The sequence below is a fragment of the Sorangium sp. So ce362 genome (genome assembly GCF_051519845.1).
In the GTDB taxonomy this organism is placed as follows: Bacteria; Myxococcota_A; Polyangia; order Polyangiales; family Polyangiaceae; genus Sorangium.
In genome coordinates, this window is the sequence record NZ_CP150332.1 from 6587742 (window position 1) to 6613125 (window position 25384).

The 25384-nt window shown below is 70.5% G+C and carries 19 protein-coding genes and 2 pseudogenes; 6 read left to right on the forward strand and 15 right to left on the reverse strand.

The window, feature by feature from the left end; translation table 11 throughout:
* Positions 1 to 75: 75 nt before the first annotated feature.
* The 7 genes from WMF17_RS25065 to WMF17_RS25095 form a co-directional block, all read right to left on the reverse strand.
* Positions 76 to 990 (reverse strand): hypothetical protein, encoded by a 915-nt coding sequence (locus tag WMF17_RS25065; protein WP_437643626.1) that lies wholly within the window; start codon positions 988 to 990, stop codon positions 76 to 78.
* A gap of 98 nt (positions 991 to 1088) precedes the next feature.
* Positions 1089 to 2105: a LamG domain-containing protein gene (locus WMF17_RS25070; RefSeq protein WP_437595659.1), complete on the reverse strand. Its 1017-nt coding sequence runs from the start codon at positions 2103 to 2105 to the stop codon at positions 1089 to 1091.
* Positions 2106 to 2254: 149 nt separating this feature from the next.
* Positions 2255 to 3106 carry an arabinan endo-1,5-alpha-L-arabinosidase gene (locus WMF17_RS25075; RefSeq protein ID WP_437643627.1) on the reverse strand — a complete coding sequence of 284 codons (852 nt, stop codon included), beginning with the start codon at positions 3104 to 3106 and terminating at the stop codon, positions 2255 to 2257.
* 419 nt (positions 3107 to 3525) lie between these two features.
* Entirely contained in the window at positions 3526 to 5184 is a 1659-nt protein-coding gene (locus WMF17_RS25080; protein ID WP_437643629.1) for a serine/threonine protein kinase, read from the reverse strand.
* 264 nt (positions 5185 to 5448) lie between these two features.
* Complete coding sequence (locus tag WMF17_RS25085; RefSeq protein WP_437643631.1) at positions 5449 to 7587, reverse strand: carbohydrate binding domain-containing protein; 2139 nt, start codon at positions 7585 to 7587, stop codon at positions 5449 to 5451.
* Between the two features lie 549 nt (positions 7588 to 8136).
* Complete coding sequence (locus tag WMF17_RS25090) at positions 8137 to 8955, reverse strand: hypothetical protein (protein WP_437643633.1); 819 nt, start codon at positions 8953 to 8955, stop codon at positions 8137 to 8139.
* 389 nt (positions 8956 to 9344) lie between these two features.
* Positions 9345 to 9965 (reverse strand): JAB domain-containing protein, encoded by a 621-nt coding sequence (locus WMF17_RS25095; protein WP_437643634.1) that lies wholly within the window; start codon positions 9963 to 9965, stop codon positions 9345 to 9347.
* 179 nt (positions 9966 to 10144) lie between these two features.
* On the opposite strand from WMF17_RS25095, the pseudogene WMF17_RS25100 reads away from it, so the two are divergent.
* Positions 10145 to 10525 (forward strand): annotated as a pseudogene (locus WMF17_RS25100) (AAA family ATPase); the annotation flags it as partial.
* Between the two features lie 44 nt (positions 10526 to 10569).
* Here WMF17_RS25100 and WMF17_RS25105 read toward each other — a convergent pair.
* Complete coding sequence (locus tag WMF17_RS25105; protein ID WP_437643636.1) at positions 10570 to 12114, reverse strand: ISKra4 family transposase; 1545 nt, start codon at positions 12112 to 12114, stop codon at positions 10570 to 10572.
* A 393-nt stretch (positions 12115 to 12507) separates the two neighbouring features.
* On the opposite strand from WMF17_RS25105, the pseudogene WMF17_RS25110 reads away from it, so the two are divergent.
* Positions 12508 to 13386 (forward strand): annotated as a pseudogene (locus WMF17_RS25110) (AAA family ATPase); the annotation flags it as partial.
* Complete coding sequence (locus WMF17_RS25115) at positions 13386 to 14009, forward strand: DUF4276 family protein (protein WP_437643638.1); 624 nt, start codon at positions 13386 to 13388, stop codon at positions 14007 to 14009. The pseudogene WMF17_RS25110 and the gene WMF17_RS25115, both read left to right, overlap by 1 nt.
* Before the next feature lie 24 nt (positions 14010 to 14033).
* Here WMF17_RS25115 and WMF17_RS25120 read toward each other — a convergent pair whose 3' ends face one another.
* From WMF17_RS25120 to WMF17_RS25140, 5 genes are read right to left on the reverse strand one after another with little or no spacing between them, the layout of a single operon-like run.
* Positions 14034 to 15584 carry a sensor histidine kinase gene (locus tag WMF17_RS25120; RefSeq protein ID WP_437643640.1) on the reverse strand — a complete coding sequence of 517 codons (1551 nt, stop codon included), beginning with the start codon at positions 15582 to 15584 and terminating at the stop codon, positions 14034 to 14036.
* 12 nt (positions 15585 to 15596) lie between these two features.
* A complete protein-coding gene (locus WMF17_RS25125; RefSeq protein WP_437643641.1) occupies positions 15597 to 16295 on the reverse strand; it encodes a response regulator in 699 nt (232 codons plus the stop codon).
* Positions 16292 to 16990, reverse strand: a complete 699-nt coding sequence (locus WMF17_RS25130) for a hypothetical protein (RefSeq protein WP_437643643.1) — start codon at positions 16988 to 16990, stop codon at positions 16292 to 16294. Before WMF17_RS25130 ends, WMF17_RS25125 begins: the two co-directional genes overlap by 4 nt.
* Positions 16987 to 17760, reverse strand: coding sequence for a hypothetical protein (locus WMF17_RS25135; protein ID WP_437643645.1), 774 nt, complete (start codon positions 17758 to 17760; stop codon positions 16987 to 16989). Before WMF17_RS25135 ends, WMF17_RS25130 begins: the two co-directional genes overlap by 4 nt.
* On the reverse strand, positions 17757 to 18425 hold the full coding sequence (locus tag WMF17_RS25140; protein ID WP_437643647.1) for a hypothetical protein: 669 nt from the start codon (positions 18423 to 18425) through the stop codon (positions 17757 to 17759). Before WMF17_RS25140 ends, WMF17_RS25135 begins: the two co-directional genes overlap by 4 nt.
* Positions 18426 to 18768: 343 nt before the next feature.
* Between WMF17_RS25140 and WMF17_RS25145 the strand changes: the two genes are divergently transcribed.
* Positions 18769 to 19356 carry a Uma2 family endonuclease gene (locus WMF17_RS25145; protein WP_437651386.1) on the forward strand — a complete coding sequence of 196 codons (588 nt, stop codon included), beginning with the start codon at positions 18769 to 18771 and terminating at the stop codon, positions 19354 to 19356.
* Between the two features lie 39 nt (positions 19357 to 19395).
* On the opposite strand, the gene WMF17_RS25150 is transcribed toward WMF17_RS25145, so the two are convergent.
* Positions 19396 to 21237: an IgGFc-binding protein gene (locus WMF17_RS25150; RefSeq protein WP_437595678.1), complete on the reverse strand. Its 1842-nt coding sequence runs from the start codon at positions 21235 to 21237 to the stop codon at positions 19396 to 19398.
* Positions 21238 to 21628: 391 nt separating this feature from the next.
* On the opposite strand from WMF17_RS25150, the gene leuA reads away from it, so the two are divergent.
* Positions 21629 to 23323: a 2-isopropylmalate synthase gene (leuA, locus tag WMF17_RS25155; protein ID WP_437595679.1), complete on the forward strand. Its 1695-nt coding sequence runs from the start codon at positions 21629 to 21631 to the stop codon at positions 23321 to 23323.
* A 113-nt stretch (positions 23324 to 23436) separates the two neighbouring features.
* Positions 23437 to 23811 carry a UDP-N-acetylglucosamine-peptide N-acetylglucosaminyltransferase gene (locus WMF17_RS25160; protein ID WP_437595681.1) on the forward strand — a complete coding sequence of 125 codons (375 nt, stop codon included), beginning with the start codon at positions 23437 to 23439 and terminating at the stop codon, positions 23809 to 23811.
* 33 nt (positions 23812 to 23844) lie between these two features.
* Here the strand turns inward: WMF17_RS25160 and WMF17_RS25165 are convergent, their stop codons facing one another.
* A complete protein-coding gene (locus tag WMF17_RS25165) occupies positions 23845 to 25329 on the reverse strand; it encodes a cytochrome P450 (protein WP_437643649.1) in 1485 nt (494 codons plus the stop codon).
* Between the last annotated feature and the right edge of the window lie 55 nt (positions 25330 to 25384).

Below are 25384 nucleotides of genomic sequence, written 5' to 3' on the forward strand. Positions count from 1 at the left end.
TAAAGTGGAGCAGGTCGCGCCGACGACGGCGACCCTCGTCAAGATTCCAGCGTCCGGTCGAGAGATGATACCATCTCACATACCGCGGAACGACACCGTACCATACACTCCGGTCCGGTTCGGCTCCACGGACACCGTGATCGGCCGCTCCTCCGTGGGACGGAGCAGATAGGTCAGCGCGGCGCCCGCGAACGCCGCTGCGCCTACACCGAGAGAGATGTCGGCTATCAGGTACCGCGTATGCACGTTGGCAAGATCGCTGTCCGTGCACTTCGGCCTGCAGGTCTGTTCGAGGTGGTCCTGCTCGGATCGACCCATGAGGCCCCACACCGCAAAGCTCGCCGCGCCCGCGACCCCCACGCCCGCCAGCACGTAGGTCCACGCCGGCACCGGACGGTAGCTCTCCGTCATGAGGGCCTGAGCCACCGGGGCCTGCGGGACCACGACGGGCTCGAGCGCGACGTTCAGCTGCCGGAAGCGCTGCCCCTCGAAGAGGATGAGCTCCTTGGCCACCGGCCTGTGCCCGTCATGCTCGACACGGTACGTATGCTTCCCCGGGTCGAGCCTGAGCGGCGCACCGCTCGACGACAGCTCGACCGGCTGGCCGTCGACCAGGACCCTCGACCCGGCGACCTGCTCGCCGCCGCTCGTCACGTTGAAGACGACCGACGGCGTCGCCCTCTCGATCTCGTCGACCCACGCGACGCAATCGCGAAGGACCGGCGCCGGGCATTCGGATCGCGCGCAGCCCTTCAGCACACGGCGCGCCTCGAGCAGCCGCTGATTCCTCCGGAGCGCCTGCACCTCGGCGTGCGCCGCGACACACTGCTCCACCCCCGAGGCCGCTCCCGCTTCCGGCACCACGGGCTCGTCCGCCGGCGCCGAGAGCGGCCAGAGAGAGGTCGCCAGCAGCGCGAGCCCCACGCACCCGCCGCGCCTCATCCCGAGAGGCTTCGCCCATCGCAGCACGTCCGTCTCTCCAGCCATCACGCCGAGCTCCTCGTGTCCAGCACACTCGCATCCGACAGCCCGTGGAGCAAACTTCCGACGGTCCGCCGGCCGCGGTCGCGCGCGGCCGCCGCCCCCGGTCACAGCGCCGCGAGGGCCGCCACCTCGGCCGCCGAGAGCGCACGATCGTAGATCCTGAAGTCGTCCACGATCCCGTTGAAGTAGGGATCCGTCGGGAACTGGGAGCGGCCGATGAAGTTCTGGGTCGTGTTCCCCACCTCCGAGGGTCGGGTGTAGATCAGATCGCTGGTCATCACCTCGACCCCGTCGACGTAAATCGAAGAGCGATTCGGGTTGAAGGAGGCCGTCACCGCGACGTGCCTCCACGCCCCGACCGTCAAGGTCCAGTCCGCTGTATACTCATCGACGCCCGCAAGGGAGTTCACCGAGAAGCGGAGGCCCGGCGGATCCGCCGCCTTCGGGCACAGGTAGATCCACGCCGATTCCCCGGATCCGAAGTCGAAGATCCGCTGCCACAGCTGCTGCCGGCCGAGGGAGACCCAGAGAGCAAACGTGATCTCGTCGAGCGTCTGCAAGATCCCGGGCGGAACCTCCACGTACTGCTCGACCCCCGAGAGGGACAGCGCGTTTCCGATGTGCCCCGGCACCCACGTCCCACCCATCACGATCGCGTCGTGCAGCACGTCGCCGGTGGCGTCCGCCGCGAGGTCCCCCTCGGTCTCGTCGAACGTGTAGTGCAGGAAGAGCCCGGATTCGAGATCGACGAGGGGACCGCCCCCGGCGCCGGCGCCGCCATCCCCGCCGCCATCCCCCCCGACACCGCCGGCGCCCCCGGCAGCGCCGGCACCGCCATCCCCGCCGGCGCCCCCGACGCCGCCATCCCCCCCGACACCGCCGGCGCCCTCAGCAGCGCCGCCATCGCCGCCGGCCCCGGCGAGGCCTCCCGAGCCACTGCTGCTCTCGCTGGAGCTCTGCGTCGAAGAGCCGCCCCCGGCGCTCGTCGTCTCCTGCTGGAGATGGGACAGGTCTTCGACGAACGAGCACGCCCCGAGGAACAGGGGAGCGATCGCCAGGAGCGCACGTGCCGCCGGACGAAGAGCCGCAGGGCCGGCCAGCATCCTTCCATGACCTGCCATGTTCATGTCACCTCCCACACGATGGATGTCTCCTGAGCGCGCGCGATGCAGTGGTCGTGGCCGCGGGGACCACGGCCACCGCGGGAGTATAGGGGAAGGAGCCCGGCGCCCGCGACAAACCGACGTATGAGCCACCCCCGAGCGCCAGCTCACGGCCCGCCGGACTCCGGCCAGCCATCGGTGCCCCAGCTCAGCTCGGCGACGCGAAGGGCCCACATGCCGTCCGCGTCGGCGTCGTACGAATGGTAGATGTGATACCAGGACTCACCATCTCGGATCAAGCCGTTGCTGCCAGGCCCACGCCACCTCGAGCTGCTGGTCAGCACGCGCGAGCCGCCGCCGTCGAGCATGCGGCTCCCGAGCCTGTCCACGTAAGGACCGGCGAGCGCCTGGGACCGGCCGACCATGATCTTGTACGTGCTGCCCGAGCCGACGCAGCAGGTGTCGAACGAGGCAAACAGGTAATAATGTTCGCCTCGCCTCACGACGAACGGCGCCTCGATGGCCGTGCTCGGGCGTGAGGCGATGGACGTGAGCGTCCCGTCGACGGGAGCGCCTGCGAGGGTGAGCTGCATGAGCTTGAGCCCCGACCAGAAGCTCCCGAACACGAGCCAGGGCGTGCCCCGCTCGTCGATCACGACGTTCGGGTCGATGGCGTTGTAATCGGTGCCCTCGCTGCAGACGACGGCGCCGTGATCCAACCAGCGGGTATGCGCGTCGTCCAGAGACGGCCTTGTCGCGTGACCGATGCAGGAGCGGTTCGTCCCGAAGTACGAGGCCGCATAATACAGATGATAGAGCCCGCCCCAGTAAGAGATGTCCGGCGCCCAGAGCGCGTCGACGTCTCCCACCGCGCTCGCGACCCATTCTGGCGTGGAGCTGAATACGGCGCCGGCGAGGCCCCAATGCACGAGGTCCGCCGAGGTCCGGATCGCGATCCCGGGGCCGGTGGAGAAGACATAATACAGATCCCCCGCCCGGAGGATCGACGGGTCGTGCACTCCCTGGACGTCCCCGCTGAGTACGAGCGCGACCGGAGGCAGGTCCGTCGTGACGGGTCCGCCGCCGTCACCCCCCGCACCCCCGGTGCCCGCGCCTCCAGAGCTCGCGCCCCCGGTGCCCGCGCCCCCGGAACCCGCGCCTTCGGAACCCGCGCCTCCAGTGCCCGCGCCCCCGGTGCCCGCGCCCCCGGTGCCCGCGCCTCCGGAACCCGCGCCTCCGGAACCCGCGCCTCCAGTGCCCGCGCTCCCGGAACCCGCGCCTCCAGTGCCCGCCGAGGAACCGGACGACACGCTCACCGTCGCCGGTCCGCCGGCGCCGCCCTGTGTTCCGGCGTCTCCGCCTGTCCCGCAACCGCTCATCACAGCCAGGGCCAGCGCGGAGAGCGCCCCCGTACCCGAGGTCGTGTCGACAGGCGATCTCACATGCACTCGACCTTGAAGCGTTTGATCCCATCGGCGTCGATGGTGTACGGCGGGTCGCATCGCACGCTCGGCGGGCTGACAGGCGCGGCGGGAGCTGGCTTGGCCGCCGACGCCGGAGGCGAGGCGACCTCGTCCGGCGCCTTCGCGGACGACCCGGCCTGCTTTGCCGTCGGCCTGGCCTGCTTCGCCGACGGCCTGGCCGGCTTCGCCGACGGCCTGGCCGGCTTCGCCGACGGATCGGCCGGCTTCGCCGACGGCTCGGCCTGCTGCGCGGATGGCGCAGCGGCCACCGCGACGGAGGCAGAGCCCGACGAGGGAACGGTCTCCTCGCGCAGCGGGGGCGCCGGCTCCCCGGACGCCGTGACGGCGGCGGGCGCAACGGGTGTGGGCGACGGAGGCGGCGGCGCCAGCGCAGCACCGGCGTCCACGGACGGGCTCGGGGAGCGCGACGAACGGAAGGTGACGCCGAGGACGACGCCGACGCCGATCACGAGCACGGCCGCGGCGAAGAGCGAGCGGGACGCCCGCTTCAGCCACGGGCGCGGCGCCTCGCCTTGCGCGTCCGTGCGCCGCGAGTCCGAGCTCGTCATCGTCGCGTAGCCGGCGCGCGCGAGCGATTGAGACAGCGGCGGCGGCGACGACGACGCGACGTCGACCGGCGCGGACGAGCGCACCATGGAGGCCCGGCGCTTCATCTCCTCGCCGATGATGCGCCTCGTCTGCGTGCGGAGCTCCTCGAACTCGCGCGACACGAACCTGCCGATGTCGCGGTTCGTCACGGGGATCATCCCGGCGAGGAACACCTCGAGGTCGACCTCGAGCTCCGGCGCGGTGGCATAGCGAGCCTCCCGCGAGAACGACAGCGCCTTGACAATGATGCGCTCGAGCTCCTCGGGCACGTCGGGGTTGGCGTCGCGCGGCCTCGGGAGGTTCCCGTTCAAGACGCGATTCATGATGACGACGTCGCTCAGCCCCTTCCACAGCCGCTCGCCCGTCGCGGCCTCCCAGAGCATGACGCCCACCGCGTACAGATCCGCCCGCCGATCGACCTTGTTCCCCTCGATCTGCTCGGGCGGCATGTACCCGATCTTGCCCTTGATCACCCCCGTCGCCGTCTCGGCCCCCGTGCCCAGGAGCTTCGCGATGCCAAAATCGATGAGCTTGACCTGACCATCGTAGGTCACGAAGACGTTGTGCGGCGAGACGTCGCGGTGCACGACGTCGAGGGGCTCGCCGTCGAAGCCGGTGAGCTCGTGGGCGTAATGAAGGCCGCGAAGCACGTCGATGATGATGCGGAGGTGCATCTCCAGCGGGAGCTTGGTGCGCGCCTTCGACCGGACGACCGAGAGCGGCTGGCCCTCGAGGTACTCCAGCACGATGGCGGCCCCGCGGGTCGTCTGGACGATCGCGCTCGTCTGGACGATGTTCGCGTGGTTCAAGCGAGCCGAGAACCGCGCCTCGTTGATGAACATCTCGCGCAGCTCGGCGTTGTCCTGGAAGTCGGGCCTGAGAAACTTCAGGACGACGAGCTTGTCCACGCCCTCCGCGCCGCTCTGCACGGCGAGGAAGACGTGCGCGGTTCCTCCCCGCCCGAGCTCGAGCAGGAGATGATGCCCCTCCTCGATCGGACGACTGCTGGACGGCCCTACGTTCACCTCGTCGATGATGGCACGAAGAAAACGGCCACGACCAGACGGTTTCAACGGGCTCTCGAGCCATCCGCCGCGAGGCGCTGCATTGTTCCACCTCCCTGCGAAAACAAAGGTGAGATATTGTCGTAGTATCGTCGCGTCAACGCGGCGTACGCCCGAGCACCAGCATCCGCGATACGCGGGTGGGCTCACATGCGCATTGCCTTGCGGCGCCGGCTCGCCACAGGGCCCGCGCGCTCGACGGGGTGGGCACGCCTGGCGCCGAGCCTAGTTGACCCCCGCGGCGCACTGGCCCCAGGGGGCGCAGCGCAGGCCCGCGGCGCACGCGCCGCACGTTCCGCCGCACCTGTCGTCGCCGCACGACACGCCCGTGCAGTCCGGCTGGCAGGCGCGCTCCGCCGTGCCGAGGTAGAGGTTATCGAGGGTCACCTCGGTGCCGTCGTGGCGGCTCGCGCCGTCGTTCCCGAGGTCGATCTCGAATTTGTAGGTGCCGGCGCTCTCGGGCGTGAAGCTCGGCGGGCTGCAGGTCGACCAGGCGGTCCCGACATCGCAGTCGAAGGCGGCGAGCGTCGTCCAGGGATCGTGCGCCAGCGCGATCTTGATGGGCACGACGCGGGGCGCGCTCGCCTTGACGTCCACCTGCCATGTGTGCTCCGTGCCGGCTGCCAGCGGGAAGCCCTCCTGCCGGACCTGGACATTCCACGGCTGCGTGCCGCCGTTATCGATGCGCACCCACTGCACGTGGCCGTGGTCGCCGCCCTCGTCGATGATCTCGGTGAGGCCGCCGCCGCCCTCGAAGAAGATGTCGCTGCGGTGGTACGTGTGGTCCTCGTTGAACCCGCAGTTCTTGAGGAGGTTGTCCGGCGCGCCGTCGCCGTCGCCGTCCTGGCACGCGGCCGACGGCAGCCTGGGGTACCCCGAGGCGCGGTGATACCAGCGGACGTAGTCGACCTCGAGCCTGGCGAGGTCGCCCTGGGTCGCCCAGTCGACGTCGATGCACGACGCCGCGGTCTCGTCGCACTGGCCGTCCACGCACGCGGCGCCGTTCGCGCACTGGGCGGCGGAGGAGCACGCTCGGTCCTTCCACCCGAGGCAGCCGAGCTCGCCGCCCACGGCGAGGTTCATGATGAGGTACATGGGCTGGCGGTACTCGGTCGCGCCCTCTCCGATGCTGAACACGCCGACGGGCGTCCCGCCGTTCTGCGGCAGCTCGTCGATGTAGATCGCGAAGCGGTCCTCGTCCCAGAGGAAGCCCCAGGTGTGCCACGCGCGATAGTCAAGGGTCACGCCGTCCCAGGTCGACCTCGCGCCGCCGACGTCGGCGTCGCATTTCGCGTCGCCGCCGTTGGGCCACGCGCTGCAGGCGTTCGGCTCCCAGCCGCCGGGGCTCGCCGCGATCTCCCCCGCCTCGGGCCGCTCGCGCCAGAGCGCGTTGAAGCCCATCGCCCGGTTGTCGGGGTAGAGGGCGGGGTTCTCCTTGATCTGGGTGTACTCCATCACGTCGATCTCGCCGTTCATCGGCCAGCCGACGCTGTCGTCCACCCCGCCGTCCTTGAGGGCGCCGTTCGCGCCGAGCAGCCAGATGGCGGGCCACATGCCGCTCGGCGGGACGTCCCCCGCCGCGAGCTCGGCGAAGGGCATGCGCGCCCGGAACTCGAGGTAGCCGTACCGGAGCTCGATCTTCTCGTCCGTGCTGAGGCGGCCGGACGTGTACGTCATCCCGTTCGCGGGCGGGTTGGCGATGCCGGTGTGCGGAGCGCACTCGTCGTGGTCCCAGACGCTGTTCTGGTTCTTGTCGCTCAGGCAATACCCGTCCATGCAGGTCCCGTTCGCGTCGCAGTCCGCCGCGCCCGCGCACGTCTTCCAGACAACGCAATCGAGGGGCTCTTCGCGCGCGAGGAGGGTGAGCTTTCCCTCCTCGACGCAGTAGTTCCAGGTGTCGGGGTGGTCGGTGCACTCGCGGTTCGTGTAGGCCTGCTGCTCGAAGTTGACGCCCAGGTTTTCTTTGCTCCAGAAGCCGGCGTTGACCCGCGACCTCGGCTGGCCTGCGCCGAGATCGCCGCCGAACTCGTCGGCCCAGGTGAGCGTATGCGCCTCGCCGTCGATGACGATCGGCGGGCCGGCAGGCGCGCTGCCCCCGGCCCCGCCGCCCGCCCCACCGGCTCCGCTGCCCGCCCCACCGCCGCCGCCCGCACCACCGCCGCCGCTGCCCGAGGTCGCCTGCGTCGCGCTGCCCGTGCTCGCGGTGGTCGCGGCGGCCTCGCCGCGGCCGTCCTCCCCCCCGCAGCCGAGCACGACGAGGCCGAGCGCGAGCGCGCCGTGACCGAGGGCGCCAGGTCGCCGGGTGATCGCGCGGGAGCGCGCGCGTCGTCCGTGAGATCTCGCGTCGCGGTCTTCGTTGCGCATGGGGGGCAACGATAGACAGGAGGGAGAGCGAGCTCCAGATCGAATGAGGAGCCCCCGGGAGCCCGTTGCCCCAGCCCGCCGTCTGAACCGATTAATCCTGGTCCGACGGCCATGAAGAACGCGCGCTTCTTTCCTCGGGGCGCGCGCACGTCGTTCGTCGCCACACCCGGGCGACGGATCGAGTCCTCGGGTGCGCTCCGGCTTTCGTCGAGGAGCATGCAGGACCGCTCGCTCGCGCTCTGCGCTGAGGGCCGGAGGGGGTGCCGAGCCCGGGCAGGCGCTCTGTTTTGCGGTCCGGAGGGGTCCCTACCCCCCCTCTGGCACAAGATCCAGCACGTTCCCGGCGGTTCTGGCACAGAATTCCGGTGTAAAACGCGAATTCTGGCACAATCTGGCTCCCGGAGACGCTCTGCAGAGCGTCCTCGAGGGGTCCGGACCCCTGTGTGTCGCAATGCATTGCGTTTGTGCCAGTGCCGGACCCCCCTCGTCTGGCACAGATTACGGGGGGTTGGCACAGGGCGGGCGGTGGGCGGCGTTACGCGAGCGGGCTCAGAGGTCGACCGGCGCCGGCGCGGCGCTCGGCGCGTCGGGCGGAGGGGGCGCAGCGGGCTCGCCCTCGGGCTTGTCGTTCTTCCGGGCGGCGCCGCGACCGCTCGGCCCGACGCTCCAGGTCGCGAGCGGCGCGAGCAGCTTGTCGGCGAGCTCCTGCGTCTCCGGCTCGTCGGGCTCGACCGCGCCCATCACCTTGATCACGTACGCGCGCAGCGCATCGGTGAAGGCGTCGAGCGCCTCGCGCACGCTCGGCGGCGCCGCCGCGGCCGCGGCCGTGGGCGCCGTGACGCCGAGCGCCTTGCCGTAGGCGGCGTGCGCGGACTCCAGGACGACGAGGAAGCGCTTGCCGCCGAGCGCCTCGAGGCGCGCGTCGAGGCCGTTCTTGCGGATGCGCTGCAGCCGGAGCTCGCTCTCGGACCACTCGAGGACGTACGTGAGCTGGAGGAACTTGAGCCCTCCCGTGAAGATGGCCGCCTTCAGCGCGCTCGCCTCGGCGACCTCGGGCGCGTCGGACGGCAGCTTTGTGAACGCGGTCAGGAAGTCGTGGAGACCGCTCCAGCAACCGTCGATGACACGGTCGCACTGGACGGCATCCTCGCTCGCCTCCCCTCCTCCGGACAGCGACACCTGATCGCGCAGCGCCGACGCGAGCTCGCCGTGCCGCGACGAGAGCACGGCGAGCGCCCGCGCGATGCCCTTCGCGAGCTGCTTCTTCGCGGGCTTCGCCGCCGTGAGCAGCTGCTCGCCGAGCGCCATCGCCCCGACGGCGGTGAGGCGGGGGAGCTGGATCACTTCAGAAGCGGTGTATTTGCTCATGAGATCATCCTCGTCCGTGGCAGGAGCGCGGGATTGCGCTGGAATGCCAGACGGGCAAGCGTGCTCTATTCATGATGGGAAGAGAGGTGTCCAGAGAGAAGTGGAGGAGAAGATGATTTATAGAAGAAGCGAGGGTGTCGAAATCCTGCGGTGTCCGGGGGAGCGCGGGGGATGGATGGGTGAGAAAAACGAGGGATGTTGCTGGGATAGCTTGGCTGGCATCGTTCTGGCCAGGAGGGAGGCCGGAGGCGCCCAGTGCGGCCTCGGGAGGCCCCGTCGAAAGGTTGCTCTCGGCAGCGGCGGCAGGGACGTCCCGGGCCTGGTGGTCGCTCCGCGCGACGCACGGGTCTGGCGGCGAGGACGCCGGTGGGCGCCAGGATCCCGACGGTCTAGCGGGATGAGCCAGCCCGGAAGACCGAGGCGAAGCGCCCGGCGGGCGTCAGGATGACGTGGTCCTGGAGGGGAACGCCGATCAGGTGGGCGGCGTGCTCGATCTCCCGGGTCAGCTCGACGTCGTCGTCGGACGGGGCGGGGTCGCCGCCGGGGTGGTTGTGGGCCAGCACGAACGCGACGGCGCCGAGCTCGATGGCGGCGCGAAGGACATCGGCGGCGCGGACGGAGCCGCCCAGGAGGCCGCCGCGGCAGACCATGCGCGCGCCGCGGACGCGATCGTGGGCGTCGAGCGCGGCGAGCCAGACCTCCTCGTGGACGAGCGGCGCCAGCGTCGGGTGGAAGAAGCGGGCGACGTCGCGCGGGCGGCGCAGGCGCTTCGGGCGGCGCGTGCGCGCGGCGTGAACGCGCCGACCGAGCTCGAAGGCGGCGGCGAGGCGGGTCGCCGCCTGGAGCGCGAGCTCGGCGCGCTCCGCCAGCGCGACGGGCGACAGGCGCGCGAGGGACGGGAGGTCCTCGGCAGGGAAGGCACGGCGGCCGAGGGCGGGCAGGCCGAGCACCAGCTCCAGCGCCCGTCCGGTTGACCTCCCTCTGCCCTTGATCGATAACCATCGCGCCATGTTCGACCTCGTGAAGCCATCTGCACCGAGCTCCTCAGCAGGGTCTGCATCTCCGGCCTCTGGAAGAGAACGAATCCACGCAGGCTGGAACCAGGCTGGGCGTGCTCGGATGACGGGCCGACGGCACTGAGCGGATTGCGGTAAATAACGTCCTCGCTCCTTCCCTGAACGCACCTACCATGCCCAGACGCCCTGCGCACGCTGTCCCTCTCATCGAGACCCTACGGGTCAAGAACTACCGTGCCCTGCGAGACCTCGAGCTGAGGGAGCTGACGCCGCTGACGGTACTGCTCGGCCCGAACGGCAGCGGAAAGTCGACCCTCTTCGATGTCTTCGCGTTCCTGTCCGAGTGCTTCACGGATGGTGTTCGTCGCGCGTGGGACAAGCGCGGCCGCTTCAAGGAGCTGCGCTCTCGCGGGGCCGAAGGGCCGATCGAGATCGAGGTCCGCTACATCGAGCCGGGTTTCACCCCCACCGTCTACCAGTTGACCATTGACGAGACGCGTCGAGGTCCGGTGGTGGCGGCCGAGTCGCTGCGCTGGACGCGAACACAGCGCGGGGGAAATAATTTGGGTGCGGCTCTTCTGGAACGAGGGCGTTTTGCTCATTTCACCCGGCGCAGTTTGGGTCGAGGCGGCGGCAGCGGTGAGGGGACATCGCCTCCTGCATAACGTGCACGGTGCGTTCGGTCATGCTCCTGCTGCAGGTGGAACGCCCAGTAGGCTTCGAAGTCGCCGCTCGAGCGCAGCGAGCGGAGGCGCAGCACCGCCTCTGCGCCTTGGAGCGACCAGCGAGCCCCGGTGCGGTCCATGCGATCCTTGACGAGATGGCGGCATGCGCCCTCGATCACCCCCGTGGCGATGGGCAGCCCCGCTGCGAGCGCGCGATCGTAGTGCAAGAGCGTCCGATGCTTCACGAGGTAGCCGATGCAGGTATCGAGCGTCACCGCTGTCCCCATGTCCACCACGCGGCTGCTGGCATGGCGCCGGATGGTGCTGGCAATGGCTCCGGCCGTGCGCCCCGCGAGCAGCTCGTGCAGCCGGCACGTCACCCACTGCTCGACCTCCTTGGTCCCGTCGGCGAAGAAGCAGTGCGCGGCCTTCCAGAGATATTCAAGCACGTGGATGATATCGAGGACTATTGTGATCTCGACGCATGCCTTCTTCGCGGCGCGCTTGACCAGGGTGATCTGGTCCTTGTTGCCGTCGACCAGCACCACCCACCGCCGAAGGCGTTCCGGATCGCGACGCAGGCCTTCAGCAAACGCCGCCGAGATCACCTCTCGCGATGACTTCTCCACGCTCGCCCAGACCCGTTTGTTCACCGGCCGCGGCCGTTGCGCGGCGACGTCATGCACAGGGCGCAAGTCGTTCACGATGTCGTCAGGCGTGCGGACCCAGGGGTCTATCGTGTAGAGGGTGGCGACCTCGGCCATTCGCTTCCGGTTGCGCTTCTCGCCCTTGGCGAGGCGCTTCGTGAGCTTGTGTTTCCCCGCTTCCGCAGCCTTCCGCGTCGCAGGTCGGAGGTCTTCGCGCCGCATCGCGATCCCCTTGCCGTCGAAGCTGAGTACCAGCAGCGCCTGAGTGTCCTCGACTTCGACGGCGCGGGTGGAGTAGAACGCATCGAAGTCCTGCGCGGCGCGCTCCGCGAGCTCCTCCACCTGGCGCTTCGGCACCGCGGCGCCGGTCGATTTTCTCAATCCCTCAACGACCTCATCGAACGAGCTGCGGGCGGCGCTCTCGGCGACGTAGCGACGGACGCTGTGCGAGTAGAGCTCGTCCGGGAGGCTCAGCGCCGCATCCATCGGATGAAGACCGGGGACGCCCGGCGCCTGATAGGCCGCGCGTGGCACATCGACCTCTCCGACGACCGACATGAGCGCTCTGCTGCTGAGACGTCGATGCTTGCGCTGAACGCCGTCCGCGCCCTTGACCTCCACGGGCCTTTCGCGCTCGGCCCGAAGCTCGAGGTGGGCCTGGAGGAGCCGCCGCTGGTACTCGCGCCCCTCGTCGACGACGAACCCCTCCAGCTCGGCATGCGTGCTCTCCATCGACTCGGATGACCGAAGATGCTTCTCCATGGCTTCTGCCTGCTCCCGGGCGCTCTCGAAAGGGTCCTGACCTGCTGCAACGGCGTACGCGGCGCTCACGACCAAGTCCTCCTGCCGGTCCAACCTGCCTGTCGGGACCGGCCTCTTGCAGAGGCCATGGATACGTCAGATTCGTGGAATTTCAACGCGTTGCATTTTCGCGCCCGGAATTATCACCTGTGGCGAAGTATACGATCGTCAATCCGTCGAATGTGGCCTCGCCCGCGCCCGGATTCTTTCACCTCTCGCGGCCGAACCTGGGCTGCGGCTTCGCGCTTGGGCCGGCGGATAAGTGCACGGCATCAACGTCGCAGGGGGGCCAAGTCCACCGGCTACGTCGACGGGCGTCTGCGTCGATGTGATAGGGGCGCGGTCCCAGGGACCGCGCCTTCGGCGCAACACCATGAAAGCGCACGGACTTTTGTCGTCGCCAAGGATCTACACCCAAATAATTTCAGGTTTCTCGATTTCAAATATGGCGAGGGCTACGTCATCGGCGGCGAACGGCCGGACGCAGGCGGCGGTCGAACCGAGGAACGTCTGGCATCCGCCGAGGTGCTCGCCGTCAACACCCTCGGGCAATTCAAGAGCCACCCACGCGTGGTCGCACTGCGAAATTTTATCACGGGCTGGTATCTCTCGTATCTCACGACCACCACGTCCGGCGCGCGAAATTCGCCCGAAGCTGGTCCACAGGAGCGGCTCTCCCAGACTGGCGATAACCTCGCGAATGTGGTGCAGTACCTGCGCGAGCTGCATCCAGAGCGGCTGGATGAGATCCTCGCAATCCTTCGCAGTCGTGTCCCTCAGCTCGACAAAGTCGATGCCCGCGTGCTCGAGGATGGCCGGCTCCTCCTCCAGCTCAAAGACGCGCCGTTTGCGGAGCCGATCCAGGCGCGCTTCGCGTCGGACGGGACCCTGAAGATGCTTGCGTACCTCACCGTGCTATACGACCCGGAGCCGTGGCCCCTCATCGGCATCGAGGAGCCCGAGAACTTCCTTCACCCCAGACTTCTACCCGAGCTCGCCGAGGAGTGCCGAGTTGCGTCGGAGAAGAGCCAATTGTTCGTCACCACGCACTCACCGTTCTTCGTGGACGCCTTGAATCCCAGGGAGCTCCGCGTCGTGTACCGCGACGAACACGGATACACGCAGACCCAGCGTGCGGCGAACATGCCTGGGATCCCCGAGTTCATCGATTCTGGGTCGAAGCTCGGTCAGCTCTGGATCGAGGGCCACTTCGAAGCAGGCGATCCGCTGGTACGCGCAGGGAGGCCGCTTCGATCTGGCGTCGGCCGAGCGCACCCGAAGAAGGCCTCGGAGCGGCACTGATGCATCTCGAGATCCTCGTGGAGGAGCCCTCTGCGGAGGTTGCGCTGAATGAGCTCGTACCGAAGATCGTGCCTGGATGCACATTCACGCTACACCCGCATCAGGGGAAGACCCAGCTCCTGGACCGCCTGCCGGCCAAGCTTTCGGGTTATGCGAAATGGCTCGCCGAGGACTGCCGCATTGTCGTCCTGGTAGACCGGGATCGCGAGGATTGCATAGCATTGAAGAAGAGGATCGTCGAGGCGGAACGAAAAGCGAGACTGCCGAAGCCCCTTCTCTGTCGCATTGCCATCGAGGAGCTCGAAGCGTGGTTTTTGGGTGACATCCCGGCGCTGGTGCGGGCATATCCCGGCGTACCACCTGGCGTCGGTTCAAGAAGGCGATTCCGGGATCCGGATGCCGTCGTGGGCGGGACGTGGGAGGCGCTCCAGCAGATCCTGCAGCAAGCTGGGTATTTCCCCTCAGGGTTGGCAAAGATCGCGGCCGCGCGTGCAATCACCCCTCACATGGACGTCGAGGCGAACACCTCGCGCTCCTTCCAGGTGTTTCGGGAGGGGCTACGTCTCCTCGCCGCAGGGCAGGGTACGATTGCTGCCGCGGGTGGTCCGTCTCGCTCACGTTGACTCTGGAGCGCCACCCAGCCCTCTCTACTGCCTCACCGGCAGCTCCACAACGAACCGCGCCCCCTCCCCCGGCGCGCTCTCCACCGTCACCGCCCCGCCGTGCGCCTCGACGACGCTCTTCACGATGGCCAGCCCGAGCCCCGTCCCGTTGCGGCTCTCGTCGGTCGTGAAGAACCTGTCGAAGATCCGCGCCCGGTGCTGCGCTGGCACCCCCGGCCCCCGGTCGCGCACCGAGATCCTCGCCGTCCTTCCACCTCCCCCGCCCTCCCCGCCCTCCACGGTCACCACCACCGCCTCCCCCGGCGGCGAGAACCTCACCGCGTTGTCCACGAGGTTCAAGAGCGCCGTCTCCAGGTCCGTCGGCCGCGCCCGGAGCAGCCGCTTCCGCATCTCGTACCGCAGCACGACCGGCTGCCCGGGGGTCGCGCACCGCTCCACGACGCGCGCCACGAGCGCCTCCAGGTCGAGCACCGTCATCGCCTCGCTCGAGGCCTCGATGCGGCTCAGCTCCAGGAGCCTCGAGACAAGCCGGTCGAGCCGCGCCACGTCGAGCTCGATGTTCCGCAAAAAGCGCCGCCGCGCCTCGAGATCGTCCGCCGCCCCCTCGTCCAGCAGCTCGGCAGCCCCACGGATCGACGTGAGCGGCGACTTGAACTCGTGCGCCACGTCGGCCGCGAAATCCGAGATGTACCGCAGGCGCGCCCCCAGCCGCTCGTTCATCGCCGCGAACGACGCGCCGAGGTCGCGGATCTCGCCGCTGCCCGAGACGGGCACCACGATGTCGCGCTCGCCGGAAGCGATGCGCTTGGCCGCGCGCGAGAGCTTGCCGAGCGGCCTCGAGATCGACCACGCGAGCGCCAGCGTGACGAGGCCGGTGAACAGGCTCGCGATCAAGAGGACGCGGAGGAGCCCCGAGCGGATCCGGTGCAGCTCGACAAGCACCGGCTGCGTCGAGCGCACAACGTAGACGGCGCCCAGCACCTCGCCGCGCCGCCGGATCGGCTCGGCCAGGAACAGGAGGACCGCCGGCTGCCGCTCCCGGACGCGCGTCCTCGCGGCGCGACGCCCGGCGAGCGCGTCGCGCACCTCCGGGCGGTCCGGGACCTCGGGCCAGCGCTCACGCGCGTTCTCGCCGAAAGACCGCACCTCGTCGGCGAGATCCGCGAGGCCCCGGCCCGAACCACCCTGGCTGCGCGGCGAGATGAGCCGGGGGGCGGCCGGCTCCGGCCCCTCGGGCGGACCGTTCTCGTGCGAGTCGGCGACCACCACGCCCGCCCCGTCGAGCACCCGGACGCGCGTGCGCGTGTGCCTCGCGGCCCGGGTCAGGACGTCGCCGTGCTCCGGCGCGTCGAGCTCGAGCCCCCGGTCGAGCGCCGAGGTGAGCATCGCCGCGACCAGGACCGCCTGGTTCGCCATGTCGCGCTCCAGCGAGCCGAGCAGCTGCCGCTCGTAGAGGCGCGCGAACTCGAGCCCCGCCACCGGCACGAGCAGGACCACCAGGTTGACGATGAGCAGCCGGACACGGATCCGGCCAAGCTCGCGGCGCAGGCGCTCGGTCATCGCAATGCCCGGCATCGCGCGGCCCGGCTACGCCCCGTGCACCTTGTAGCCGACGCCGTGGACCGTCGCGATCGGATCACCGCCAACTACGCGAAATTTCGCGCGAATCCGGCGAACGTGGGTGTCGATTGTGCGCTCCGTGATGAGGTTGTCGTAGCGGTAGGCGCGCTGCATGAGCTGGCCGCGCGAGAGCACCACCCCCGGCCGCTCGAGCAGCGCGCCGAGCACGCCGAGCTCGGTCGCGGTGAGCGACACGAGCTGCCCGAGGTAGCGGGCCTCGTGACGGTCGGTGTCGACCTCGATCGGGCCGTGGCGGAGCACCGCCGTGCGCGCGTCGGCGGGCGGCGGCGCGGGCGGCGGCGCCTCGGCCCGCCGGAGCAGCGCGCGCACGCGCGCCACGAGCTCGCGCGGCGAGAACGGCTTCGTGAGGTAGTCGTCGCCGCCGAGCTCGAGGCCGACGATCCGGTCGACCTCGTCGCCGCGCGCCGACAGGAAGAGGATCGGCGTCCTGCTCGCGGCGCGCAGCCGCCGGCACACCTCCAGGCCGTCGAGCTCGGGGAGCATGACGTCGAGCACGATGAGGTCCACCTGCCCCGCCCCCGCCGCGTCGAGCGCGGCGCGCCCGTCGGCCACCGCCGTCACGGTGTAGCCCTCCTTCTGCAAGGCGTAGAGCAGGACCTCGCGGATGCGCGCCTCATCGTCGACGACCAGGATGTGCTTGCTCACGTCGCGATCGGTTCCTCTGATCCAGCGCCGCCGTGCGCGTCGATGGCCGCGCCGAGGCCCTCCACGCGCGCCCAGACCTCGGACACGATACCACCGACGCCCTCGACCGAGGATCCGGCGAAGCGCGCCAGGACGAGCTGCGTGCGCAGCGCCTGGACGAGATCCGCGAGCTCCTCGAGGGCGCGGGCGTCACGGTCGCGCATCGCCCGCAGGCGGCGGATGTTCTCGAGGTGGAGGTGCGCCGTCGCCAGCGCGCGCCCCCCGGCGCCGCCGCGCTCGATCTCGGCGACGCGCGCCGCGGCGGCGGCCTCGTCGAAGCCGTCCTGGCGGAGCAGCGCGTCGAGCTCGGCGTGGCGGGCGGCGGCGCGCGCCACCTCGGCCTCGATGCGCGAGGCGGCCTCGCGCGACAGGAGCGCCTCGAACGAGGTGCCGGCGCACGCGCTGACCCCCTCGCGCAGGGCCCCCTGGACGCGCGCGGCGGCGGTGCCCGCGCCGGCGTCCGGTCGCCCGCCGCCCTCGCCGCGGCCCGCGGTGAGCGCGACGGGCGCCCAGATGGGCCAGAGCGGCACGCAGAGCGCCGCGGAGAGCGCGGCGCGGCGGCGCGCGTCGCCGCGATCGCGCGAGGCGCGGTACACCGCCACGGCGCAGGCGAGGCCCGCGATCAGGTACAGGATCGAGAGGTCGCGGAGGCTCATCGGGCCCCCTCCGGCAAGCCGCCGCGCGCGGCGTCCCCACCGCTGGCATAGGCGGGCGCGCCGTCCGGCTGCGACGCTCGGCCGTCGTCGTGCCCCTCGAGGGAGCACGGGTCGTCGTAGATCCCGAGCGCCGAGCGGCAGCTCTTCACGAACGCGTCGGCGAAGCTCCCCTCGCGGGCGCGCAGGAACGGGACCTCCGTTTCGCTCGGACGGCCGAGGTACGGCCGGAGGATCCACGCCGCCTGGCCGCCGATCGCGAAGAAGACGGCCATGAAGGCGACCGCGGTGAGCGCGCGGCCCGGGCCCGCGCCGATGCCGCGCACGAGCACGCCGAGCGCCGCGAGGCCCGCGACGGCGTAGGCGAGCCAGGCGGCGACCGAGGAGGCGTGGTAGCCGAGCCCCAGGTCGATGAGCAGCCAGAGCACGGGCGCGAACGCGAGCAGCACGAGCGAGGAGCGGCCCGCCGACGCGAGGGCGAGGGCGATGACGGACCGCATCGGCCAGGGTCGGCCGAGGACCGCCGCGAGCGCGTGGAACGCCGGGGCGCAGAGCGCGAGCGTGATCAGCATCGCGAGCGGCACCTTGACGGCCGCGTAGAGGATCTGCTCGTCGCCGCGGAAGCTCCCGATCACGCCGCCGAACACGGCCGAGCCGAGGGCGATGGCGCCGAGCGACGCGAGCGCGATGGCGCGGACGTCCCTGTCCTCGCGGCAGCTCGCGGCCACCTCGGAGGGCGCCCGGAGCAGGCGGCTCAGGACGACGGCGCTCACGAGTTACCCCCGTCCAGGAGCGGGAGCGCTTCCCACCAGACGCGCAGGGCGAGCACGACGGCGAACGCCGCGAACCCGAGGAGCGCCGCGGTGTACCCGGACCGGGTGAAGAGGCCCTGATCGCGCCGGAGCGCGGCGCCGAGGTCGCGCAGGAAGACGCGCACGCCGAGGGCGCCGCCGACCGCGAGGCCGAGCAGCCCCATGAGCGCCGCCGTGTCCTGCGACCCGCTCGTGACGACGAAGAGCGCGGCGGCGGGCGCGAGGCCGCCGAGCACGAGGCCTGTCGTCGCGGCGGCGCGCGCGGTGGCCGACAGGACGCGCGCGGGGTCGAGCGGCGCGTCGAAGAGGGTCAGGACGATCGCCAGCGCGGGGACGCCGAGGCAGGCGACGGCGACCATGGCCGCGGGGACGCCGGCGGCGTGGTGGACGAACGACATGCCGCCCTGCCGCGCGCCGAGCGCGAGGCCATAGACCGAGGCGAGGCCGACGCCGACGCCGAACCTGGACAGGTCCTGACGGAGCTCGGCCGCCGGCCGCTCGACGAGGAGAGCGGCCGTCCAGCTGGGGTGTCCAGCGCGCGCCGCGGGCTCGGCGACCGCGCCGGCCGCGGGGGGCGGCGGCGCGTCGTCCCGGGGCGCCGCGGGCCCGGGAACACCGGCTTCCATGCCGGGCTCCGGCGAGGGTGGGATGAGAAGACAGGGAGCTTGCGCGTGCACAGGACCTCCGGGGTGGTGAGCGCTGCGCGGCACGCTCGACCGAGCCTCCTGGACCGATCGCCCGGGAGGCTCGGCCTGCTCGCTGCCGCCGCAGGCCTCGATGGGAGTACCCCCCGGGCGAGGCGCGCCCGCGCCCGCGACAAGGAACGGACGCGGAGAGGTTGTGGCGAAGTTGTGGCAGGTCGCCCGCCGTGGCCGGAGCCACCCGGGAGCAGGGACGTCGTCCACCCCCGGACAGGCGCCGGCCGCCGTCGGCCTGCAAGCGAGCGGCAGCGCGCGCTATGCTGGCGGGATGTCGGTCGCCTTCCAGCTCGGGCCCCGGGCCGGCCTCGCCGATCTGCTGGCCATCCCGGAGGAGCAGCGCTTTCACGAGATCCTCGACGGCGAGCTCGTGCGCAAGGCCATGCCCAGCGGCCCCCACGGCAGGGCGCAGCGCGTCCTCGGAGGCCGCATCGGCGATCCGTACGACCGGCGTCCAGGCGGGCGGCTCCCGGGCGGGTGGTGGATCGTGACCGAGGCCGAGGTGCAGCTCGAAGAGGATCAGGTCTATCGCCCCGACGTTGTCGGATGGCGGCGGGAGAGGTTGCCCGAGCTGCCCAGGACGACGCCGATCTCGGTACGGCCCGACTGGGTGTGCGAGGTGCTGTCGCCCTCCAGCGCGCGCAACGATCGGGTGAAGAAGATGCGCGTCTATCAGCGATGCGGGGTGCCACATTACTGGATCGTGGATCCCGAGGACCAGACGCTGACAGTCCACCGCTGGACGTCCGAGGGATATCTGCTGATCCTCACCGCCGAGCGCGGAGAGCGCGTCAGGGCAGAGCCGTTCGGGGAGGTGGAGCTGGAGATGGACGCGCTCTTCGGAGACGAGGCCCCGTGACAGCGGTCGATCGGCCGTCAGCGTGGCCGGCGGGTGACGTCAACGCGGGACGGGCGGGGCCACGACGTCGTTGATGCTCTCGACGTTGCCGCCGGCGGGGTAGCCGTACGAAGCGAAGAAGTCCGTGCCCCAGACGGTGACGCCGAAGGCGCCCGCGCTGCTCGCCTCGTGCTGACTCGTCTCGCACGCGGGGGTCGCGCCCACGAAGCCGCGGCTCAGATCGACGTGGGCCACCTCGAACGCGCCCGCGGTCCCGACAGGGCGCCACCCGGTCACCGGACCGAGACAGCTCAGCTCCACGTCCGCGAAGCCGTTCGGGCCTCTGACGCGGGTGATCACCAGGCTTGTCGTGGCATAGGTCGGATCGGTGAAGAACACGTATCGCTCGAGGAACTGCTCGGGCGGCAGCTGGATGACCCACTCCTCGTCCCCGAGCTGGCACGGTGAGCCGGAGACCGGGATCTCCGCCACGCAGCCAGGGCGCGTCCAGGCGGGGGCGCCGGGCATGTACTGCGTGAGCATGAAGGGGTGATCGCCGCCCTGCGACCGCACCGAGAACAGCGACGTCGTCTGGAACTCCGCGACCTCGCCCGCCTCCAGGGTGACGGGCGCGCCGGCCGGCGGCGCCGGATCCCAGGACAGCGTCGTGTCGTCGGCCACGCCCAGGAGACGGTAGACGACGCTCTCCGGCTCCTGCGAGGACAGCCGCGAGACAACGCCGGCGCCGACGTACTCGCCGCCGAGAGCGCTGATGGGGACGATCTGCTGGTGGGCGGCGTCCTGACCGCCGCCGGCCGGGGACGTCTTTGTCGCCACCTGCAGGTACGTGTTGCCGGTCCACACGCCGATGGGCTTGCTCGACTGGAGCACAGCGCCGCTCGGGTCGACGCCCATCCACTGGACGACATCGCCGGCGCCGAGCTGGATCTGCGTGGCGGTGTTGGCCGGAGCGCCCGGGACGCCGGGACCACCGGGGAGGCTCGACGGGGGAACGAGATCCACCGTTGTGTCGTCCTCGGCGGCGACGAGCATCATCCACGGAACGCCGAGGCCGTGGAGGTGCGGCGCCAGGGCGTAGTAGTTGGTGCCCCACGTGCTGCGCGGGAGCAGGAGCGAGGCGCTGGGGAGGAAGCTCGACGCCCCGCCGTACGGCAGGATGTCGTACGCCGAGACGGGCGTGTCCGACGCGACCTGAAACGCGGCGCCGGTGCCGCTGTTGTGCACCGCTACATCGGCCAGCACGGCGGGAGGCCGCGGGCACTCGAGCGAGTCGAAGCCGGTCGATGCACCCGTCCGGTGCGAGAGGAACAGCACCGCCACCTCGCCCGGCGGGATGCCGTTCTTGGGCAGGCGCGTGTACCTGGTGCTCGGACCGATGCCGCTCGGGAGGTAGGTGAACCCGGTCGCGTCGAGCGCCTCGCCGTCGTAAGCGACGCGGAGCCTGGCGTGGCGATCCCAGGTATTCGCGAGGAAGACCGCATGGCACGCGCCGCTGAACGTGGAGCCGGCGAGATCGTTCTGGAAGAACGGCGGCGACGGCGCGAGGTAGTCGCAACCGATCGAGCCGCCCGCCTTCTCGGCGGCCTCGCAGGCGGGGATGCACTGCCCCTGGTAACACCCCAGCTGGGGCGGGCACGCGCCGAGGACGTTCCCCTCGGCGTCCACGACGTCTCTCATGTCCGCGGAGCATCCGCTCCCCGTCAAGCCGCCGCTGATGCCGCCGCCGACACCCAGGTCGCCGATGGTCCCCGAGCCGCCCATCCCGTCCTCGGCCGCCGGTCTGGGCGGGTTCCGGAACGGGTCGGCCCTGGGGGTGCAGGCGGCGGCGAGGAGGGACGGCGGCAATAGCGCGACGAGAAGATAAGTGAGGGAGAACCTCATCTCCTGAAGTCATCGTGTCGCCGGAGAACTGTCAAGCGCTGTCGGGCCGTCGGCTGGCGAGGCGTGCCGCAGCTGCGCGAAGTTCCTTAGCAAAATCATCGTCGTGCTCCCGCGCGAAGCAAGAAGCCGACGGATCGCGGCCAGCGCGCGCAGAGCCCCCTCGCGCCGCCGCGCTGGACAAGCAAGAGCACGTTCGCTAGGCTGCCCCGCGATGTCTGTCGTGCCCGCGCGCTCCCTTTGCCCCCGCCTAGGCCTACGGCCTCGGGGGCTCTGCGCGCGCTGCTGACGACGTTCATCCTCGCAGCTCGGCCCCCTCGGTCTCTTGTCCCGGTGGGGGTCCTCGCATCGTCGTCGCGACGACTCCCATCTTCATCCTTCAGGGAGTCCTGTCATGTCCACGATGCCCGTCCACAAGTACAAGCCGTTTCAGCCCATCCATCTGCCCGATCGGCGCTGGCCCAGCCGCGTGATCGAGAGGGCGCCGCGCTGGTGCAGCGTGGATCTGCGCGACGGCAACCAGGCCCTCGTCGAGCCCATGGGCCCCGAGCGCAAGCTCCGCATGTGGCACGAGCTCCTGCGCATGGGATTCAAGGAGATCGAGGTGGGCTTTCCCAGCGCGTCGCAGCCCGACTTCGACTTCGTGCGCCGGATCATCGACGAGGGGCTCGTCCCGGACGACGTGACCCTCCAGGTGCTCACGCAGGCGCGCGCCGACCTGATCGAGCGGACCTTCGAGGCCATCCGCGGGGCGCGCCGCGCCGTGGTTCACCTCTACAACTCCACGTCCACGCTCCAGCGGCGCGTGGTGTTCGGCCTGGACCGCGCGGGCATCGTCGATATCGCCGTGCGCGGGGCGAGGCTCGTGAAGGAGCTCTCGGCGCGCATGCCCGAGACCGAGGTCGTGCTCGAGTACTCCCCCGAGAGCTTCACGGGCACCGAGCTCGATTTCGCGAAGGAGATCTGCGAGGCCGTGATGGACGTGTGGCACCCCACCCCGTCACGGAAGATCATCCTGAACCTGCCATCCACCGTGGAGATGGCCACGCCGAACGTCTACGCGGATCAGATCGAGTGGATGCACCGGAACCTGAAGCAGCGCGACTGCATCGTGCTGAGCGTGCACCCGCACAACGATCGCGGGACCGCGGTGGCCGCGGCGGAGCTCGCCGTGATGGCGGGCGCCGACCGCGTCGAGGGCACGCTGTTCGGCAACGGCGAGCGCACGGGGAACGTCGATGTCATCACGCTGGCGCTCAACCTGTTCTCCCAGGGCGTCGATCCGGAGCTCGAGATCCACGACGTCCAGGCGATCAAGGAGACGGCAGAGCACTGCAACCGACTGCCGGTCCACCCGCGCCACCCCTATGTCGGCGAGCTCGTGTACACCGCCTTCTCGGGCTCGCACCAGGACGCGATCAAGAAGGGCTGGAAGGCGCTGCGCGAGAGCGGGAGCACGGTCTGGGAGGTGCCCTACCTGCCCATCGATCCGCAGGACGTGGGGCGCGGCTACGAGGCGGTGATCCGCGTGAACAGCCAGTCGGGGAAGAGCGGCGTGGCGTACGTGCTCGAGCACGACCATGGCTATGCGCTGCCGAAGGGGCTCGCGATCGAGCTGAGCCAGGCGGTGCAGCGCAGGGCGGAGCGGACCGAGGGCGAGGTGCAGAAGGCCGAGATCCTGGCGATCTTCGAGCGCGAGTACGTGAACCGCAGCGGGCCGCTGCGCGTGACGGCGCACAGGCGAAGCGGCCAGGGCGAGGGTGAACGACACGAGTTCCACGTCCAGATCCGCGGTGTCCCCCAGGTGCTGAGCGCCGCCGGAAAGAGCCCGGTCGAGGCCTTCGCCAGCGCGCTCTCGCGTCACGCCGGGATCGCGATCGCGCTGGACGAGCACGCGGAGCAGGCGGCCGAGCGGAGCGCAGGCGCCGAGTCCGTGGCGTACGCGGCGATCTCGGTCGGGCGCAAACGCACCTTCGGGGTGGGGACGCACCGGAGCGCCGTCATGGCGTCGCTCGCCGCGGTCGCGTCGGCGTGGAACCGCGCGCGCCCGGCGGAGCCGGCGCGGCTCGCGGCGGCGGCGGCGGAGTGAGCGGGCGCGCGGCCCGCGCCGGGTCGTGAGGCGCGCCGGTGGACCACCGCTCATCGACCTGGGCGGTCTTTCGCTCGCGCTCGCGGCTGAACGCCGGTACCTTGAGCAGACGCATGGCCCCGGCGCTGGTCGCGGAAGTGTCTCGCCTCTATCAGGCCGCGTGGAGGGATCCCGCTCAGTGGAGGTCCGCGCTCGATCGCGCTGAGCGCTTGTTGCGCCAACATCTCGAAACGGAGCCGGACTGCATCGATGCGCTGACGTCGCTCGGTGCTGTTCTGTCCGACGCGGGGCGGCACGCTGAAGCCCTGATAGCGCTGCGACGCGCCGAGGGGCTCGGCTCCACCGACGCGAACACGTATTACAATCTGGCCGTCGCCATGATGAACACGAGCGAGCGCGGCGAAGCGCGCGGCTACTTCAAGCAGGCCGCTCGGCTCGAAGCGGGGGCAGGCACCCTGCAGGCCTACTTTGATCCACACGCACACTGAACAAGCACTCCGGCCCTGAGGGCCGATGCGCCGTCAGGCCCGGGCGCCGTACGGGCAGCCGTTGGACCTCGCGGCGGGCGTCGCCGCGGGGGCGACCGCGACGGGCTCCGCGGCCGCGGGCTCGCCCCGAGTCGCCGGCGCCGCGCGCGCCGTCCTCACCGGCTCCCGCCGCTTCAGGATCATGCGCATGCCGTTCACCGGCTGCAGCGAGATGAAGCCGCGGCAACGCGGGTCGAAGCCGGGGACCAGCCGGAGTCGATACCGCTGGAGCGCCATCGCGACCATGATCTTGCCTTCGAGCTGCCCCATGAACTCGCCCAGGCAGATCCGCTGGCCGGCGCCGAAGGGGATGTAGGCGAGCTTGTCGTCCGCGCTCCGCCGGTGATTCGCGAAGCGCTCGGGGTCGAACCGCAGCGGATCGCTCCAGAACTCCGGGTGCCGGTGCGTCACCCACGGGACGATGGCCACCGTCGACCCCGCGGCGACGTGGTGGCCGCCGAGGACGTCATCCTCCAGCGGGCTGCGGAGGATGAACGGCACGGAGGGCAGGAGCCGGAGGCACTCGTTGAAGACCATGGCGAGGTACGGCATCGACTCGACGTCCTTCGCCGTCGGGGCCCGGCCGCCGAGGACGCGGTCGATCTCGTCGGTGAGCCGGGCGGACACCTCGGGGTGCTGCGCGAGGAGGTACAGCGCCCAGGAGGCGGTGACGCTCGATGTCTCGTGCCCGACCATCAGGATGGTCTTGATCTCGTCCCGCAGCTGCGCGCGGTCCATCGTGGCGCCGGTCTCGGGATCGACCGAGCTCATGAGGCGCACGAGCACGTTGTCCGCGTCGCCCGCGCCGCGCTGATAGCCGTCGATGATGCCGTCGATCACGGTGTGCACGCGGTCCATGGCCCGGCGGAAGCGCAGGTGGCTGGGCAGCGGCCAGGACAGGGGCGGGTTGACCAGGGAGTACATCCGGCTGAGCGCGATCGACAGCGCGTATTTGAACGCCTCGCGGACAGTGTCCGTGTGGGCCTGCAGCGCGGCGCCGAAGAACGCCTCGCCCGCGATACCGAACGTCACGTCCATCATGTCGTCGTTGATGTCGCGCTCGAACTCCCCCGGCTGGGCGTCCCAGCGCCGCAGCGCCGCCTCCATGTGGTCGACGATGATAGGCACGAGCTTGAGCGTGTTCGCGTGGTTGAACTGGGGCTGCACGTGCCGGCGCTGGCGCCGCCAGAGCTCGCCCTCGCTGTTCACGAGGCCCCAGCCCAGCACGTGGGCGAGCTCGTGATACCGCTTGCCCTTGGGGTAGTTCCGGATGTTGGCGCGGAGGACATGCGCGATGTCGTTCGGGTGAAACGCCATGACGAAATCCTCGGCGCCGGGCGCCCGCAGGCGCACGACGTCGCCGTACCGCGCGAAGAGGTGCTCGTAATGGCGCATGTCGCCGGTCCTGAAATTCGCCAGGTACCGCAGGCTGGCCAGCGGGCCCGGGCCGGGGGGCTGCCGGTAGAGATTGGCAATCATGATTCCTCCTTCTCCGCTATCTGAAAGGGAGCTTTCGCGAGCTCACGCGAGATTC

Excerpts from the sequence above, each read along its gene's own strand:
- WMF17_RS25130 (WP_437643643.1), bottom strand. The coding sequence starts at position 16,990 with ATGAGCCTCCGCGACCTCTCGATCCTGTACCTGATCGCGGGCCTCGCC.
- WMF17_RS25140 (WP_437643647.1), bottom strand. The coding sequence starts at position 18,425 with ATGGAAGCCGGTGTTCCCGGGCCCGCGGCGCCCCGGGACGACGCGCCG.
- WMF17_RS25095 (WP_437643634.1), bottom strand. The coding sequence starts at position 9,965 with ATGGCGCGATGGTTATCGATCAAGGGCAGAGGGAGGTCAACCGGACGG.
- WMF17_RS25165 (WP_437643649.1), bottom strand. The coding sequence starts at position 25,329 with ATGATTGCCAATCTCTACCGGCAGCCCCCCGGCCCGGGCCCGCTGGCC.
- WMF17_RS25145 (WP_437651386.1), top strand. The coding sequence starts at position 18,769 with ATGTCGGTCGCCTTCCAGCTCGGGCCCCGGGCCGGCCTCGCCGATCTG.
- WMF17_RS25120 (WP_437643640.1), bottom strand. The coding sequence starts at position 15,584 with ATGCCGGGCATTGCGATGACCGAGCGCCTGCGCCGCGAGCTTGGCCGG.
- WMF17_RS25115 (WP_437643638.1), top strand. The coding sequence starts at position 13,386 with ATGCATCTCGAGATCCTCGTGGAGGAGCCCTCTGCGGAGGTTGCGCTG.
- WMF17_RS25085 (WP_437643631.1), bottom strand. The coding sequence starts at position 7,587 with ATGCGCAACGAAGACCGCGACGCGAGATCTCACGGACGACGCGCGCGC.
- WMF17_RS25070 (WP_437595659.1), bottom strand. The coding sequence starts at position 2,105 with ATGGCAGGTCATGGAAGGATGCTGGCCGGCCCTGCGGCTCTTCGTCCG.
- WMF17_RS25150 (WP_437595678.1), bottom strand. The coding sequence starts at position 21,237 with ATGAGGTTCTCCCTCACTTATCTTCTCGTCGCGCTATTGCCGCCGTCC.
- WMF17_RS25090 (WP_437643633.1), bottom strand. The coding sequence starts at position 8,955 with ATGAGCAAATACACCGCTTCTGAAGTGATCCAGCTCCCCCGCCTCACC.
- WMF17_RS25160 (WP_437595681.1), top strand. The coding sequence starts at position 23,437 with ATGGCCCCGGCGCTGGTCGCGGAAGTGTCTCGCCTCTATCAGGCCGCG.
- leuA (WP_437595679.1), top strand. The coding sequence starts at position 21,629 with ATGTCCACGATGCCCGTCCACAAGTACAAGCCGTTTCAGCCCATCCAT.